Raw genomic sequence first — 15,357 nt, 5'->3', positions numbered from 1 at the left:
GCCGAGCCCGTTATACACTGATTTTAAATGATGATTCGAAGCGGTTGGTAAGCTCCAGGCAGGTTTGACTGCGTTAAGTCTGGTAGTGGTTCAACGGTCATCACGGTTGGTGGTTCCGGCTGTTGCGTGTGTTCTCCTTGTGTCTCGTTGACGAAGTTGGTTCGCATTCACTCCGGTCAAGAAGGTGCTGCATGAGCCTCATGGAATTGGAAGTCGAGCGTCAGTCGAACCCGGTCGATATGATCGAGTACGTCGCCGCCAATAACGACTGGTCTTTCGAGCGGTCGGGTGACGACGAAATTGCGATGACGGTTGAAGGGAAGTGGGCCGACTACCACGTTTCCTTTTCCTGGATGGAAGAGTTCGAGGCGCTGCACCTTGGCTGCGCCTTCGACGTCAAGGTTCCCGAACAGCGCGTTAACGAGGTCACCAAGCTCTTGGCCGCGATCAACGGCCAGGTCCTGATGGGACACTTCGATCTTTGGCGCCAGGAAGATGTCATCATCTTCCGTCAGTCGCTGCTGCTTGCCGGCGGTGCGGAGCCGACCAATCGACAGGTCGAGGTTTTGCTCGCTAGTGCGCTCGATACCTGTGAGGCGTACTATCAAGCGTTCCAGTTCGTGATCTGGTCGGGCATGGAGGCGAACCGCGCCATGGAAGCGGTTCTCTTCGAAACCGTCGGCGAGGCGTAAATGTCATCCGCATCTTCAGGTCCTATCGTTCTTATCGGTGCCGGCAATATGGGGGGCGCAATGCTCTCTGGCTGGCTGAAGAGCGGAGTGGCCGGTTCTTCCATCGTCGTCATCGATCCCGGTCCGTCCGAGCAGATGATGAAAACAATCAACGATGCCGGCGTAACGCACGTTACCTCGGCTCCTGCCGGGCTGACGGCAGGCGTTCTCTTTCTGGCGGTCAAGCCACAGGTGATGGATGCCGTGCTGCCTCCGGTCAAGGGAACGGTGGGATCAGAAACCGTCGTTGTGTCGGTCGCCGCCGGAAAGACGCTGTTGTTTCTTGAAAAGCATCTCGGTGAGGCTGCGATGGTGCGCGCTATGCCGAACACCCCGGCCATGGTCGGTCGTGGTGTTACGGGTGCGTTTGCCAATGCCCGCGTCACCGATGCGCAGCGTGAGCACGTCCATTCTCTCTTGCGTGTATCCGGTCCGGTAGAATGGGTTCCAACCGAAGCCGACATCGATGCCGTTACGGCGCTGTCGGGAAGCGGACCGGCTTATGTGTTTTATCTCGTCGAGTGTATGGCAGAGGCAGGCCGTAAACTTGGCTTGCAGGCGGACCTTGCCATGCGTCTTGCACGGGAAACGGTCGCGGGGGCTGGTGAGCTTTTGCACCAGTCCCCCGACGACGCCTCGCGGCTGCGGCAGAACGTGACATCGCCGGGCGGCACGACCGCCGCCGCGCTTTCGGTCCTGATGGCCGAGGACGCGATGCAGCCTCTTTTCGACAAGGCCCTCGCGGCAGCGCGCAGGCGCGCCGAAGAGCTTGCCGGCTGAGGACAACCTGTATGGCTGACGAAATCACCTATGCCGACTTCGAGCGTGTCGACATTCGTGTCGGTACGATCGTCGAGGCAAGTCCGTTTCCGGAGGCGCGAAAGCCGGCCTTCAAGCTGCTGATCGACTTCGGGCCAGAGATCGGTCTCAAGAAGTCGTCGGCACAGATTACGGTTCACTATACGCCCGAGAGCCTTGTCGGTCGGCAGGTTCTCGGCGTGGTGAACTTTCCGCCACGGCAGATCGGCCCGGTCCGCTCGGAAGTCCTGACCTTGGGCTTCGAGGATGAGGCGGGAGCGATCGTTCTTGCAGGAACCGACAAGCCCGTACCGAACGGCAAGAAGCTGATGTGATCAGTGGATCTCGCGCGACAGCGGATCGGTCAGCGAGAAATCGTGGAATACGGCTTCGAAGCCGGCGCGTTGCGGCGAGCAGAATACCGGCCCGACGGCAACCTCTGCATACGCCGGATCGAACCACGCAAGGCGTGCCATGCGCCAATCTTCCATGCGGTCCGTTCTGTATTGAATGAACAGCGCATCGCCATTGCGTGTCACCCGCACGCCCATGCGCTCGAATGTGTGGTCGAGCCGAAAGGCTGACCAATCGGAATTGCCGTTGGTCACGACGACGCTGAAATGCATGGCGCCATCGGTATATTCGATCCCGCATTTCATCCAATGCGTGGCATTAGCCCGTACCATGAGGCCAGCCTGATCGTAGAGTTCCTGGTAGCGTCCCGAGAAGGAAACCTCGGCGGTGAAGTCGCCTTGTCGCGACCGGTGCAGGAAATGTCCGTCGTCGCGGTGGAAGCCGTAATATGTCCCCTGCCAGAAATCGGTCTTGGGTCCCGACCAGACATGCAAATCCCCGCCGCGCATCTCGAAGCGAGGCGGCGGGTTCAGCCATGTCATTGAGCTCGTGTCCATCGTCATCTTTTCCTCACGCGGGCAGGCGGACGGTCGCCCGAAGGCCACCCAGAGGGCTGTCGCCAAGCGTGACGTTGCCGCCGTGGCTTCGTGCGATGTCGCGAGCGATTGCGAGGCCCAGGCCGGTGCCCGAGGCATCGAGATTTCGGGCTTCGTCGAGCCGGAAGAACGGCTTGAAGACGTCCTCGCGGTTCCTTTCTGGAATCCCCGGGCCGTCATCGTCAAAGGTGATCGTCAGCCACTTGGCGCTGTGCCTGGCGTTGATGTCGAGCGTGTTGGCGTAGCGGCGGGCATTTGAGGCTAGGTTGGTCACAAGGCGCGTGAAGGCGTTCGGGCGCACCAAGATCTCGTCGTCTCCGTCGATCGAGTATGTAAGCTTCTTGCCGTCGTGAAGTTCGAAGTCTGCCGCCACTCGTGCGAAGAGCTCGCTGAGCTTCAGGTCGCCAACGTCCTCTTCGACCTCGCTTCGGGCAAACGCCATGTAGGCCTCGAGCATCGACTGCATATCGTTGACGTCGTCGTTCAGGCCGTGAAGCTCCGGATTTTCGCCGGCCAGTGCCAGCTGCAGCTTGAAGCGGGTCAGGATCGTGCGCAGATCGTGGCTCACTCCGGTCAGCATCGCCGTGCGTTGCTCGATCTGTCGCTCGATGCGCTCGCGCATCAGAATGAAGGCAAGGCCCGCACGACGAACCTCATCTGCGCCACGCGGGTGGAAGTTGTCGGCCTTCTGCCCCTTGCCGAAGTTTTCGGCGGCGTTGGCCAGCGCTAGGATCGGGCGGATCTGCCCGCGCAGGAAGAGGATCGATATGCCAATCAGGACCAGCGAGGCGCCAACCATCCACACAATGAAGATGTGAGTGTTGGAGGCATAGGTCGAGCTGCGCCGTGCCAATACGCGAAGGATCTTGTCTTCCAGCTTGATGCGGATCTCGACGAGGCTGGAGTCGCCGAGCGTGTCGATCCAGAAGGGGCGCTTGATCTGATCGCTGATCTCGTCGCTCAGGATACCGTCCAGGATGGAGAAGAAGGGCTTTGTGCGTGGCGATGGCAGATCGCCGTCCGGTTCGATCGAGATCTGCAAGTTCATCTGATCGCGTGCGATACGGGTGACTTCGCTAAAGTCCGTATCTTGCGGATAAGTCTCGATGATCTGGATGATGGCCGCTATGTCGCGCGTGACGGCAGCTGAAAGGCGTTGGGTCACCATCTGCCAGTGGCGCTCCATGAATACGGCGGCGACAACAGACTGCAGGAGCACCATGGGGATAATGATGATCAGCAGCGAGCGGACGTACAGGCCCGTCGGCAGATAGAGCCGAAATCTGCGCAGCATCCACCGCCAGCCGCGGGCGGGCGAGCGGTCGTCGCGCCGAAGAGAGTCGAATGTCACCATTTGGCCGCTGGTCCTGGGGTTGCGACTGTCAATCGATGCTCAATCGGTATCCTATACCACGAACCGTCTGCAGCCAGACCGGATTTGCGGGATCGTCCTCGATCTTGCGTCTCAGGCGATTGATCTGCACATCGATGGTGCGCTCACCGACATCAACATCGTTGCCGATAAGCTCGTGTCGCGGAATGGTATCGCCGGCGCGTTTGGCGAACAGCAGCATGATTTCCTGCTCGCGATCCGTCAGCCGGACGACTTCGGACGCCTTCTTCAGCTCCTTGCGTGTGAGCGAGAAGGTATATGGTCCGAACATCACCTGTTCGATTTTCGGCGCATCGTTCGAGACATTGCGGCGCAGGATGTTGTTGACGCGCAGCACGAGCTCGCGTGGGTCGAAGGGCTTGGCCAGATAATCGTCGGCGCCTGCCTCGAGGCCCTCAATGCGGCTGCCTGACTCCGCCAGCGCCGTGAGCATGATGATTGGCACGTTCTTGATCGTGCGCAGACCCCTGGTCACTTCGATCCCGGACTCACCCGGCATCATGACGTCCATGATGATGAGGTCGAAATCCAAGCCGGCAAGCTTGCGTTGAGCTTCCGCGCCATCCGCGGCCACGGTCACCCGGAAGCCGTTCTCGGTCAAATAGCGGTTGAGCAGGGCGCGGATACGCGTGTCGTCATCCACAACAAGCAAGTGCGCAGCGTCGTCCGAAATCACTGTCTTTGTCGCCATTCAATCCGCTCTCGAGTTTGGTCTATTCCGCATACCTCTGAGGAAGGCCTTTATGCCTTCCCGTACCTCCGGAGAAGCCCCGTCGAATGCTCTCTCAATACGGCGCGATTGCGGCTCCGCCAGAGCAAGAGCAAGCTCGCGCCCCATCTTGGTAGGATAGAGCTTGCGCTGCCGCCTGTCTTCAGGCCCCGCAATCTGTCGAATATACCCCGAATCAATGAGTTGTTTGAGCACTCTTGCAAGACTCTGCTTGGTTATCTTCAACGTATCCAGCAGATCGGCAACCGTCATGCCCGGGTTGCGGTTAACAAAGTGAACGACACGGTGGTGCGCGCGCCCGAAGCCGATCTCTGCCAGGATGGCGTCAGGATCCGAAACGAAGTCACGATAGGAGAAGAACAGAAGCTCGATGATCTCAAAATCGATGGTTTCTGTGTTTTCCATCGGCATTTTCAGCAGTTCGGGCTTGCCCGCCTTTGGGCTCGTCTGGCGTGCCAATTTGGCATTTCCTTTCTTGTTGCGCACCTCGCGGGAAGCTCAGATAAAAATATGCCAGCATTTGACGTATCTTTGCGCCGTTGCTTGCTTCCCCCACGCGTCGCGAAGCCGGAAGGGGATGCCGTTTCCACCGGAAATTTGGCCCCACTTCGCAAACTTCACCACAATGCGTAATTTTCCCCTTTGTCAGTGGATAAAACGTATCGGGGATAACAATCAACAACAATGGCGTACGGGCAGCGGAGGAGAGCGAACGGCTGCGGTGCGTTCGTTCAGTGGAAAAACGCAAAGATCCACGTGTCGACCTATGGGTTTCACGCCGCAAACCTGGTGTTCATGGGAGAACACGGCTGGGCTGTGACGGAAATCGGGCCACACCGGTTTATGCCGGCGACGATCAGCGAAACACTGATGAGCGACTATGTAAGAGAGATAGATCGCGTGGCCGCTGCCGCCGACTATCCTCCAGCAAAGGACAGCGACCGGGTTCCCAGGGAGCCTCGGCCGCTTCTCGATGGGCTATCTATCGTGCGCGGGCGGCTACCGCTCCTACGATCGTCGACAGGATGCCGCCGCCGATCAGGCCGCCGATACCGTCGGCAATCAAACCGGTCATTGCAGCTTCGCCGCCGACCATGCTGAGCAGCATGCCACCGCCGATGCCACCGATCGCGCCGGCGATCGTCCGGGCGACGGTATTGATTGCAACCTGCTTCAACGCGCCGCTTGCGACATTGCCGCCGACTGCACCCGCTATTACCTGTGTGATGATGGGCAATAAGGCTTCCACGATTTCCCTCCTTCGCGTTTCCTCAAACGCCACTGCCGGCTGCGCGATCCGAAAGGATAGCCAGCCCTACAGGCGATCCGACCTCCGACCGGGAGCAGGGGATATCGTCTGAATTTCAGTATTTTATCATGATTGAATATTTAGTGGAATGGAGAGCAACCCACGCGTGAAAGTTTTCCACGCTGTCTGCGCAAAAAAAGGCGCCCGCGGGGCGCCTTTTCCATGTTGTGCGTTACAATCAGTTGTAGACGTAAACGATGCGGCGGCTGCCGGGGTCCACAAGGACCGGTCGATCGTTGATTCGGACATACCGATACTGATAGTCCGGAATTTCCTGGAACGTCACATCAGCCGGCACGGAAGCACCCACGACGACATCGCCACCGAGGCGCACGGTCTGTGCCGGATTGGTCTGGACATAGGTCGTGACGGTTTCAGGTGGGGTAACGGCGTCGACGGAGCCAACCGGTCCAAGCAACTCGTCGCCCGGTGCCGGCTCAGGAGCGACGCTTGCCGTCGTCTCATAGGTCACGACGGGAACGCCTAGATCGGACTGGTGCTGCTCGACGACGACGGTGCTGCCACCCTGTTCGACCTGCAGATACTGAGCATAGACCCAGCCACGCACGCCGTTGACGTCAACACGGCACCAGCGGCTTCCCTGGATGCAACCATCCAGCATTGCCTGCGAGCCGCGCGTCGCGATTCCGATTGAGGGATATTGCGGACCGGGGCCTGCGCGAACGTTCAGATCGTTGATGGCCGTGGCAACCATGTCCGCCTGGGCAAGACCGGCGCTTCCCACGACGATCGCGCCAGCCAGGAACAGATTTCGCTTCAAGGTCATCTCGTTTCTCCTTGTCTTAATACAGGCAAGTAACGTTTGGGGTGCAGACGATGTTCCGCCGCCTTCGCTTTCGCCGGTAAACGATTGTATCGACGTGTTAAATTCGAACGTGGCTGGTGATCGAACCCTGAAGCCAGACTGTGTTCACTAAATCGCGGGCTGCGCACGGTGTGATTTCGGACTATAGGAACCCGGGACAAAGACAAGCGAGGCACTCATGGGCATGCTCCAGGCCGGCATTATTCCGGTGACACCATTTCAGCAGAACTGCACGATCCTCTTCGACCCGGAGACCAAGGAAGGCGTCGTTGTCGATCCCGGCGGCGATGTCCCGGCGATCCTCGAGGCCATCACGGCGAACGGGTTCGACATCAAGGAAATCTGGCTGACACATGGCCATCTCGACCACGCAGGTGGAGCTAGGGAGCTCAAGGAAGCCCTTAACATCGATATCGTCGGTCCGCACGAGGACGATCTTCCCTTGCTGCAGCGGATCGAGACCCAGGCGCAAAAGTATGGCATCCCGTCGGGCATGCAGAATGTCGTTCCGGATCGTTGGCTGAAGGATGGCGACAAGGTCTCGTTTGGCACGCACGAGTTCGAGGTGTACCACACACCAGGCCACGCGCCCGGCCATGTCATCTACTTCAATCGCGCACAGAATTTTGCCCATCTGGGCGATGTGCTTTTCAACGGCTCGATCGGTCGGACGGATCTACCCGGGGGCAATCACCAGCAACTGCTCGATTCGATCCGCGACAAGGTCTTGCCGCTGGGCGATGACGTCGGCTTCATTTGCGGACACGGGCCGGGCAGCCGGATCGGCGACGAGCGACGGAGCAATCCCTTCCTGCAAGGGATCTGAGCACCCAAAACAAAAGCGCCGCTGAGAGGCGGCGCTTCGTGTTTGATTGCGCGTTCAGGCGATTAGCCGGCGTTGCAGAAGTGGCTGCGGCCATCGTTGCCGATAAATGTGCCGCTGCGCGGGTCAAACGACCGGTAGCGATAGGAGCAGTAGCGTTCCCACTGCGGAGTCCAGGGCTCGATGTCGGCGGCAACCGGACGATAGTAGCGGGGCGGGGGAGCGCGATAGACCGGAACGGCTTCGTATTCCGGGTCGTAGGGCGGGTCGATGTAGCGCGGCTCATCATAACGCGGCGCGCTTGCAATGGCTGAACCCACAATCAGACCCGTTGCAAGGCCGACGGCGCCACCGACAAGCGCATCATCGCCATGGTGGTGACGGTGCCAGTCACCAGCCGACGCGACCCCGATCGATGATACTGCGAGGGCAGCAGCGGTTGCCGTCATAAGGAGCGTCTTCGCAAGCCTGTTCATTTGTATTTCCCTGTTTTAACCGATACCGGTTCTGCACCTTGATGATGGCAAGGTAAGGGCCGCGATCTGAATGCAGGCTGAATGACAAAACCCGGCATCGCTGCCGGGCTTCAACTCGAATTGACAGCGTTGGCTAGAGGCTCAGCCTGCGATCTGCAGGTTGACAGCCTTGGGGCCCTTGCCGCGGCGGTCCGGCTCCGTGTCGAAGCTAACCTTCTGATTCTCCGTCAGTCCGGCCAAGCCAGAAGCCTGAACGGCAGAAATGTGTACAAAGATGTCCGCGCCGCCCTTGTCCGGCTTGATAAAGCCAAAACCTTTGTCGGTGTTGAAGAATTTTACTGTGCCAGTCTCGGCCATGCGTCAGGTCCTTTTATCTCTGCCCGCCATCCACACGGGCAGCATCACTGATATTGCCTCCTCACGGAGACGTTAGCAGGCAATTATTGAAATGTGAGAAAAAGGTCCCCTCTAGCACAACCAAACTCACCACGGGACTGACGCCCGCTTTCTCGGAATTGGTTGACCGGAATTTTAGCGTCTCCGGCGCGCACATTCTCAAGGACTTCCCATGCTCGCAAAATGCCCGAACACGGTGAGAGTGCTGCGATTATTAAATTTTGGCAAGCAAAAGTTTTTTAACGCGTCTGTGCTGAAAGGCACCTATAGGAGGCATTTTTGCACGCCCAGAGCAAAATTTTGGTCGTTAGCCGCCGCCGAGCAACGCTTTATATCGTTGGCAATATAGTTTGGGAGCAGATTTTGCCAAAAATGCAACGCTAACGCGACTACGCAAAGGCTAAAGTTTTTTTCTTTTCCGGGCGTTCAACCCAAGTTTGGGCTCGGTTTCAACCTCTCCGAAGCTCGACGGCGCGTAATTTCGGGCACCACCTCAACCAGAAGCATGGCGGTGAACATTAGCGCGCAGCCGGCGTAGCCGAGCGGCGGCATGGTTTCGCCCAGCAGCAGAGCGCCGAGCGAGGCGCCGAAGAGTGCTTCAGATGACAGGAAGATCGCTGCCTGCGACGAGGTCGTGTAGCGCTGGCCGATGACCTGCAGCGAGAAGGCGACACCGGACGAGAATATCCCGACGTAGAGGATCTCGGGGGCTGCCGCCCAGACCGCTGCCCAACTGATCGGTTCCGCGACGATGGCAACGACGAGCGCGCAGGCCCCGGTCACCGCAAACTGGGCGGTCGAAAGGGTAAGCGGGCGCCCGGTTTCGGACACTGTGATGCCGGCCAGGGTGATCTGCCCGGCCCAGAAGACCGCGCAGACGACCGTGAGCAGATCACCGGTCGTCAGTGCCGAGAGTTGGCCACCGGACAACATGTAGATGCCGGAAACGGCCATGATCGCGCCGGGCCAGATGATCCAGTGCGGGGAGCGGCGCAGGAAGACGACAGCGATCAGGGGGACGATCACGACGTAGAGGCCGGTGATGAAGCTCGAATTCGTCACGGTCGTCGTCTGCAGGCCGATCTGCTGGGTGGCGGCGCCACCGAATAGCGCAAGACCCGTCAGCAGATAGAGCTTGAGATGGCGCGGCGCGGTCTTTACCCGCGCCTTGCGGGCTTCGAAGAGCATGAACGGCAGGACCGCGACTGCGGCAATCACGAAGCGCAGGCCAATGAACCAGAACGGACCGATTGCCTTCATTGCCGTCGACTGCGCGACAAAGCCGCCGCCCCAGATGGCAGCTGCAAGCAATAGAAGGAGGTTCGCCTGAATGCGCGTCATGTCGTCCTCGGTGCGGAGAGTATGGGCGAGCGTTAGCAGTTGCCTTTGGTTTGGGCAAGGGTGAAGAATGTCGCCACTGGGTAAGCGCCTGAGAGCAAACGGATGGCAACGAAAACGGTTTCATCGGCGGACGAAAAGGCTGCGCCGCGACAACAGCGCCATGATGCGCCAGCGGGGTATTGCGGCAACTCGCTCACGCGAAAGCTCGGCCTGAGGGAAGGGCAGGCGGCGCTGCTGATCGGTGTACCCGAGATCGCCGAGATACAATCCTTTGAGCATTTCTCCTCCGTTACGAAAGCTTTGCCATCAATGATTGAGCGTCGCTTCGACTACGTGCATGTTTTCGAAGCCCGCCGGGTAGTCCTGGAAGGTATTGCCCGGGCTGTATCGGGCGCTCTCAAGCCCGACGGGATGCTTTGGATTTCCTGGCCCAAGAAGGCGGCGCGGGTGCCGACCACAGTCACCGAAGACGTTCTGCGATCGATATTCGTGCCTTTGGGGCTGGTTGACGTCAAAGTCTGCGCTGTCGATGAGACATGGTCCGCCCTGAAGTTTATGTTTCGAAAGGAACTGCGCGCCGGCCTCTAGGCTTAGTGTCAACCATTGTTTACCGGCGCCCGCGACACTCTTAGCAAGGCACCATCGTCTTCATCCGTGAGGAGCAGCAGGGCGCCGTCGGGTGCGACGATCACATCACGCATGCGGCCATAGGAGCCGTCGAAAATCCGCTCCTCGGCGACGAAAGCTCCGCCTTCATCGCGCTGCATTCGCGACAGCAGCTGGAACTTCAGCGCAGCAACGAGAAAGTTGCCGTCCCATTCGGGAAACATCTTGCCGCGATAAATGGCCAATGCTCCCGGCGCGATCGACGGGTCCCAATAATAAAGCGGTTGCTCAAGCCCTTCCTTGGCTGTGCCTTCGCCGATCTCGGCGCCCGAATAGTCGCGTCCGTAGGTTATGATCGGCCAGCCGTAGTTTTTGCCGGGCTCGATGTAGTTGATTTCGTCACCGCCGCGGGCGCCGTGCTCCGCCGTGTAGAGCTTGCCGTCTGCGGCATCGAAGGCGATGCCCTGCGGATTGCGATGGCCCTTCGACCAGACCTCCGGAAGCGCCTTGCCGCCGTCCTTGAAGGGATTGTCGGTGGGAATGCTGCCATCGGCGTTGATGTGGATGATGGAGCCGGCATCGTCCTTCCAATCCTGGGCACGATCCCTGTCACCACGGTCACCGACACTGATGAACAGCGAGCCGTCCTTGCCGAACGCTATGCGGGAGCCGTACTGGATGTTGCCGCCGGTGAAGCGCTTCATCGTGAAGATGGATTTGACGTCGTTCAGCCTTGTTCCGTCATTTGACAGCGTGGCGCTGAATACCTCGGTGCCGGAGCCGCCCCTGGCCCTGGTCGCGGCCGTGAGGAATATCTGGCGGCTTGTTGCAAAATCAGGCGCGATCGCAACGTCCATCAGACCACCTTGCCCCCGGGCGCTGACTTCAGGGACGCCGGCGATGGGGGCAGAGAGCTTGCCGTCGCGTATGATGCGCAGCCGTCCCGGTCGTTCGGTAACGAGATAGGAACCATCAGGGAGCACCTCCACGGCCCAGGGGTGCTCGAGGCCTGTTGCAATGGTGTCGACTTGAACCTCGACCGTCTTCGTCTTGACGATGTCGGCAGAAAAGCTTGGGGAGGCGGCCAATGCCGCGGTTGCGAGAAAGAAGCCGAATGGAAGCCGTGCAAGTGTCGTCATGGTCTGTCCCAATGCCTGTCGTCTGGTCAACGTGGAGCGTCGTCCACCGGCTTCAACCTCATTCGCGTGGGATAACGGCTTTGTGTTTGCCGATGGCGAGGCGACGATCGGTCGCGGGTAGACGAGTGGGGACCTCTGCTTCGGTGGCGAGATCCGCCCACGGTCAAGGCCTGGTGTCTTCGCTACGAAGTTCGGCGGCAAAGGAGTGCTGCGAGAGAATTTGCGACAGTTCGGCCTTGGCCTTGATATAGAGCCCGCCGGCGATCAGCACCGTTCCGTAAAGCGCAAGAGCGGCGATGCTAACGACAATTGCCTTCTCGATGACGGAGAGACGGGGCAGGCGCATACGGTTTTCCTGCGCTGTATTCGCGTCGTAAGCGGTTGCCGCCGCCGTCGCCATGGCGAGCTCGATATAGGTCGGAAGCGGGCCGAATTCGTCCGCCTCGTGGTTTCGAACTCTGGGTCCCGAATTCACGGGCGTCATTGGCTGGCTCCGGCAAAGACGCCGTGTAGTCGCCGGCGCCAGATGGCCAGCCCGCATGTCGCGACCAGTGCGGCTAGAAGCATAAGGCTGCCGCGGGTGATCCGTTCGTCAGCGCCTGTCGCCCTTTGCGGCAGCTTTACCGACACGGAGTTCTGTGCGCCAAGCCCCACTGCCTTTACCGTTGGCGCGGCTGCCATTTGCGATGTGGCTGACTGTGCGGACACCTGCTGGCTTTCTTCGGCGTAGACCGTCGTTACCAGCCCGAAGGTCATAAGGATCGACGCAGCGAAAGCCACAACTGCAACCAGTAGTGAGATGGATACGCGACGGGCGCGAAGGCGCCTGATGACAAACTCGTCTTCCAGAAACATGGGTATGCCCTCAATAACCAATGCCGGATGCAACAAAATGGGGCTTCGATCTCGGCGTGCTCGCGACCGAATTGCGGCAGGCCGCGGCATTTGTTGCGACCAATTCGTGGCAAGGGCCAAAAGTGCCGAGGATTTTGATTTCCGGGCGTAAATCGCAACTCTCTTCAGAAACTGATTCAAGCACTTCGCAAAATGATTCAGCCAGCCAAACGCGCGAGCTCGCGAATCAGGACGCTGGGTCAGGCGATTGATCACGAAGAATCATTGGCACCATCACGCCTTTGCGCTTGAAATGCCTGCCTACATTGGACATAGAGCTTAGCGCAGAATTCCGGTCCCGGCTTTTCTGCCCAAATCAACCGTATAGGACCGATATCATGGCCTTTCTTGCCGATGCTCTTTCCCGTGTGAAGCCTTCAGCCACCATCGCCGTTTCCCAGAAAGCGCGCGAGCTGAAAGCAAAAGGACGCGATGTGATCGGCCTCGGCGCCGGCGAGCCGGATTTCGATACGCCTGATAATATCAAGAAGGCTGCCATCGACGCGATCAACCGCGGCGAGACGAAGTACACGCCGGTCTCCGGTATCCCTGAACTCCGCAAGGCGATCGCCGCGAAGTTCAAGCGCGAGAACGGCCTGGAATATTCGTGGGAGCAGACGATCGTCGGCACCGGCGGCAAGCAGATCCTTTTCAACGCCTTCATGGCGACGCTGAACCCGGGTGATGAAGTCGTCATCCCGGCGCCGTACTGGGTATCCTATCCGGAAATGGTCTCGCTGTGCGGCGGTACGCCCGTCATCGTTTCGGCGACGCAGGAAAACAACTTCAAGCTCCAGGCCGCCGACCTCGACAAGGCGATCACGCCGAAGACGAAGTGGTTCATCTTCAACTCGCCGTCCAACCCGTCGGGTGCTGCCTATACGCATGACGAACTGAAGGCCCTGACGGACGTGCTGCTGAAGCATCCGCATGTCTGGGTGCTGACGGACGACATGTACGAGCACCTGACCTATGGCGACTTCAAGTTCGTCACGCCTGTCGAAGTCGAGCCGAAGCTCTACGACCGCACGCTGACCATGAACGGTGTTTCGAAGGCTTACGCGATGACCGGCTGGCGTATCGGCTACGCAGCAGGCCCGATCCAGCTGATCAAGGCCATGGATATGATTCAGGGCCAGCAGACCTCAGGTGCGACCTCGATCGCCCAGTGGGCTGCCGTCGAAGCGCTGAACGGTACGCAGGATTTCATTCCCGCGAACAAGAAGATCTTCGAAGGCCGCCGCGACCTCGTCGTGTCGATGCTGAACCAGGCAAAGGGCATCACGTGCCCGTCGCCGGAAGGCGCCTTCTACGTCTATCCGTCCTGCGCCGGCCTGATCGGCAAGACCGCGCCGTCGGGCAAGGTGATCGAGACCGACGAAGACTTCGTTTCTGAACTGTTGGAGAGCGAAGGCGTTGCCGTCGTTCATGGCTCGGCATTCGGCCTCGGCCCGAACTTCCGCATCTCCTACGCGACGTCGGAAGCGTTGCTCGAGGAAGCCTGCAAGCGCATCCAGCGCTTCTGCGGCGCCTGCAAATAGTCAGAACTATCTCGAAACAAAAGCCCGCCGGAGACGGCGGCGCCGGAGACGGCGGGCTTTTTGTTTGCAGGATTGGAGTTGGCGGTGTCAGAGATCCAGCGCCGACAGCATCAGGAACGTTACAAAAAGGATGAAGTGCGTCATGCCTTCGATGGCGTTGGTCTCACCGTCGTTGAGGTTGATGGCCGCCGCAATCAGCGTAATCGCCACCATCACGGTCTGCACCGGCGTCATCGCCATGATGAACGGTTGGCCGGTGTAAAGGGCAATGGCCTCCATGACCGGAACCGTGAGGATGACGGTCGATAGCGACGCGCCCATGGCGATGTTCACGGTCGCTTGCATGCGGTTTCGCAGCGCCGCGCGAAGGGCCGTCAAGATCTCGGGCGACGCCGAGATCGCTGCGACAACGATGGCGGTCAGGACAACGGGAGCGCCAGAATTCCGCAGGCCTTCCGTCATGAAGGTCGACATGAATTCCGCGAGCAGGCCGATGATGACGACCCCAACCAGGATGGTGGTGATCGACGCGGTCGTGGAGTCTTCGATCGAGTGCTCATCCGGATCGCCTTTCCGCTCGCTGCGAGGATAGGCGTAGCTGAAGAAGTAACTGTGCTGACCGACCTGCATGCGCAGGAAGAGTGCGTAGAGGGCGATCATCGCCAGGATGGTGAAGGCGGAGTAGTAGTGCCACTTTTCCGCCGGCACGAATTCCGGAACGATCATCGAGATACCCATGGCGGTCAGGATCATCACGCCGTAGGTCTTGCCCGAGTTGTCGTTGTACGGCTGCTCGCCGTGCTTCAAGCCGCCGAGCAGCGCGGCGAGGCCGAGTATGCCGTTGATGTCGAGCATCAGGGCTGAATAGATCGTGTCGCGCACGAGCGTCGGAGAGCTTTCGCCGGTCATCATGATCGCGAGGATGATCACTTCCACTGCAACTGCCGACAGCGTCAGGATCATCGTGCCGTAGGGGTCGCCGACCTTGATCGCGAGAATCTCCGCATGGTGGGCGACACGGATTGAGGCAAGGACGATGGTGGCGACGAGCCCAGCAGCGGCGATCAGCGATATCTCACGCCCCATTTCAAGAAATGCATGTTCCGACACATAGGCGATAGCCGCGACGCCTATCGCCAACACCAGGAACGTTTCGTCTTTCAGCCGCGACGCGATTTTCACGGAAAGCTCCGAGTTCGATTCATCCGACAAGTCTAAAACGATGATTTTGCATGGCAAGCTAGTGAGCGGAGGGAGTAAGTTTGCAGTCTTGAGAATTTAATGGAATACTAACGCATCGGTCAGCCGGAAGCATATCGCGGCGCCCTCTCGTTTCCTCCAACGCGGCCCGCGCACTGGATGCCATCCGGTCAGTATTCGAGCGCGAAACAAGAAGAAGAGGAG

General features: G+C 59.3%; 19 protein-coding genes and 1 pseudogene. 7 read left to right on the top strand and 13 right to left on the bottom strand.

Annotated elements, in window-relative coordinates; all coding sequences use genetic code 11:
• The first annotated feature begins 191 nt into the window (after positions 1-191).
• Genes IB248_RS27240 through IB248_RS27230 form a run of 3 tightly spaced genes read left to right on the top strand, consistent with a single transcriptional unit; the run spans position 192 to position 1,864 of the window.
• A complete protein-coding gene (locus IB248_RS27240) occupies positions 192-692 on the top strand; it encodes a YbjN domain-containing protein (protein WP_018857221.1) in 501 nt (166 codons plus the stop codon).
• Entirely contained in the window at positions 693-1,511 is an 819-nt protein-coding gene (proC, locus tag IB248_RS27235) for a pyrroline-5-carboxylate reductase (protein ID WP_018857220.1), read from the top strand.
• An 11-nt stretch (positions 1,512-1,522) separates the two neighbouring features.
• Positions 1,523-1,864 (top strand): tRNA-binding protein, encoded by a 342-nt coding sequence (locus IB248_RS27230; RefSeq protein ID WP_018857219.1) that lies wholly within the window; start codon positions 1,523-1,525, stop codon positions 1,862-1,864.
• Here IB248_RS27230 and IB248_RS27225 read toward each other — a convergent pair whose 3' ends face one another.
• The 6 genes from IB248_RS27225 to IB248_RS27200 all read right to left on the bottom strand — a co-directional run bounded on the left by IB248_RS27225 (position 1,865) and on the right by IB248_RS27200 (position 6,698).
• Entirely contained in the window at positions 1,865-2,446 is a 582-nt protein-coding gene (locus IB248_RS27225; RefSeq protein ID WP_169683855.1) for a DUF1349 domain-containing protein, read from the bottom strand. It abuts the gene before it with no gap.
• A gap of 7 nt (positions 2,447-2,453) precedes the next feature.
• Positions 2,454-3,833 carry an ATP-binding protein gene (locus IB248_RS27220; protein ID WP_018857217.1) on the bottom strand — a complete coding sequence of 460 codons (1,380 nt, stop codon included), beginning with the start codon at positions 3,831-3,833 and terminating at the stop codon, positions 2,454-2,456.
• Between the two features lie 28 nt (positions 3,834-3,861).
• A complete protein-coding gene (locus IB248_RS27215) occupies positions 3,862-4,563 on the bottom strand; it encodes a response regulator transcription factor (protein WP_018857216.1) in 702 nt (233 codons plus the stop codon).
• A complete protein-coding gene (locus tag IB248_RS27210; RefSeq protein WP_018857215.1) occupies positions 4,564-5,061 on the bottom strand; it encodes a MarR family transcriptional regulator in 498 nt (165 codons plus the stop codon). It abuts the gene before it with no gap.
• Positions 5,062-5,584: 523 nt separating this feature from the next.
• Positions 5,585-5,851, bottom strand: a complete 267-nt coding sequence (locus tag IB248_RS27205) for a hypothetical protein (protein ID WP_018857214.1) — start codon at positions 5,849-5,851, stop codon at positions 5,585-5,587.
• Positions 5,852-6,089: 238 nt separating this feature from the next.
• Entirely contained in the window at positions 6,090-6,698 is a 609-nt protein-coding gene (locus IB248_RS27200) for a DUF1236 domain-containing protein (RefSeq protein WP_018857213.1), read from the bottom strand.
• A 217-nt stretch (positions 6,699-6,915) separates the two neighbouring features.
• Here IB248_RS27200 and IB248_RS27195 point away from each other — a divergent pair, with 217 nt between their 5' ends.
• Positions 6,916-7,563, top strand: a complete 648-nt coding sequence (locus tag IB248_RS27195; protein ID WP_018857212.1) for an MBL fold metallo-hydrolase — start codon at positions 6,916-6,918, stop codon at positions 7,561-7,563.
• Between the two features lie 62 nt (positions 7,564-7,625).
• Here the strand turns inward: IB248_RS27195 and IB248_RS27190 are convergent, their stop codons facing one another.
• The 3 genes from IB248_RS27190 to IB248_RS27180 form a co-directional block, all read right to left on the bottom strand.
• Positions 7,626-8,036: a BA14K family protein gene (locus IB248_RS27190; RefSeq protein WP_018857211.1), complete on the bottom strand. Its 411-nt coding sequence runs from the start codon at positions 8,034-8,036 to the stop codon at positions 7,626-7,628.
• A gap of 141 nt (positions 8,037-8,177) precedes the next feature.
• On the bottom strand, positions 8,178-8,393 hold the full coding sequence (locus IB248_RS27185; RefSeq protein ID WP_007534130.1) for a cold-shock protein: 216 nt from the start codon (positions 8,391-8,393) through the stop codon (positions 8,178-8,180).
• 465 nt (positions 8,394-8,858) lie between these two features.
• A complete protein-coding gene (locus IB248_RS27180; RefSeq protein ID WP_018857210.1) occupies positions 8,859-9,773 on the bottom strand; it encodes a DMT family transporter in 915 nt (304 codons plus the stop codon).
• Positions 9,774-9,875: 102 nt separating this feature from the next.
• On the opposite strand from IB248_RS27180, the gene IB248_RS27175 reads away from it, so the two are divergent.
• Positions 9,876-10,361, top strand: coding sequence for a hypothetical protein (locus tag IB248_RS27175; protein ID WP_018857209.1), 486 nt, complete (start codon positions 9,876-9,878; stop codon positions 10,359-10,361).
• Positions 10,362-10,369: 8 nt separating this feature from the next.
• Here IB248_RS27175 and IB248_RS27170 read toward each other — a convergent pair whose 3' ends face one another.
• The 3 genes and pseudogenes from IB248_RS27170 to IB248_RS27160 form a co-directional block, all read right to left on the bottom strand.
• Entirely contained in the window at positions 10,370-11,518 is a 1,149-nt protein-coding gene (locus tag IB248_RS27170; protein WP_018857208.1) for a PQQ-dependent sugar dehydrogenase, read from the bottom strand.
• A 166-nt stretch (positions 11,519-11,684) separates the two neighbouring features.
• Positions 11,685-12,002: pseudogene (locus tag IB248_RS27165) on the bottom strand (class GN sortase); the annotation flags it as partial.
• A complete protein-coding gene (locus IB248_RS27160; RefSeq protein ID WP_348648627.1) occupies positions 11,999-12,463 on the bottom strand; it encodes a hypothetical protein in 465 nt (154 codons plus the stop codon). The pseudogene IB248_RS27165 and the gene IB248_RS27160, both read right to left, overlap by 4 nt.
• Here IB248_RS27160 and IB248_RS27155 point away from each other — a divergent pair.
• Together IB248_RS27155 and IB248_RS27150 are read left to right on the top strand one after the other, a co-directional pair.
• Positions 12,394-12,624 carry a hypothetical protein gene (locus IB248_RS27155; RefSeq protein WP_162763449.1) on the top strand — a complete coding sequence of 77 codons (231 nt, stop codon included), beginning with the start codon at positions 12,394-12,396 and terminating at the stop codon, positions 12,622-12,624. The genes IB248_RS27160 and IB248_RS27155 overlap by 70 nt on opposite strands.
• A gap of 126 nt (positions 12,625-12,750) precedes the next feature.
• A complete protein-coding gene (locus tag IB248_RS27150; RefSeq protein WP_025661730.1) occupies positions 12,751-13,953 on the top strand; it encodes a pyridoxal phosphate-dependent aminotransferase in 1,203 nt (400 codons plus the stop codon).
• Between the two features lie 87 nt (positions 13,954-14,040).
• Here IB248_RS27150 and IB248_RS27145 read toward each other — a convergent pair whose 3' ends face one another.
• A complete protein-coding gene (locus IB248_RS27145) occupies positions 14,041-15,135 on the bottom strand; it encodes a calcium:proton antiporter (protein ID WP_026371794.1) in 1,095 nt (364 codons plus the stop codon).
• Positions 15,136-15,357 lie beyond the last annotated feature (222 nt).

The sequence above is a fragment of the Rhizobium sp. RHZ01 genome, assembly GCF_014851595.1.
Taxonomy (GTDB): domain Bacteria; phylum Pseudomonadota; class Alphaproteobacteria; order Rhizobiales; family Rhizobiaceae; genus Rhizobium; species Rhizobium altiplani.
This window is presented reverse-complemented; position numbering and strand designations above follow the sequence as displayed.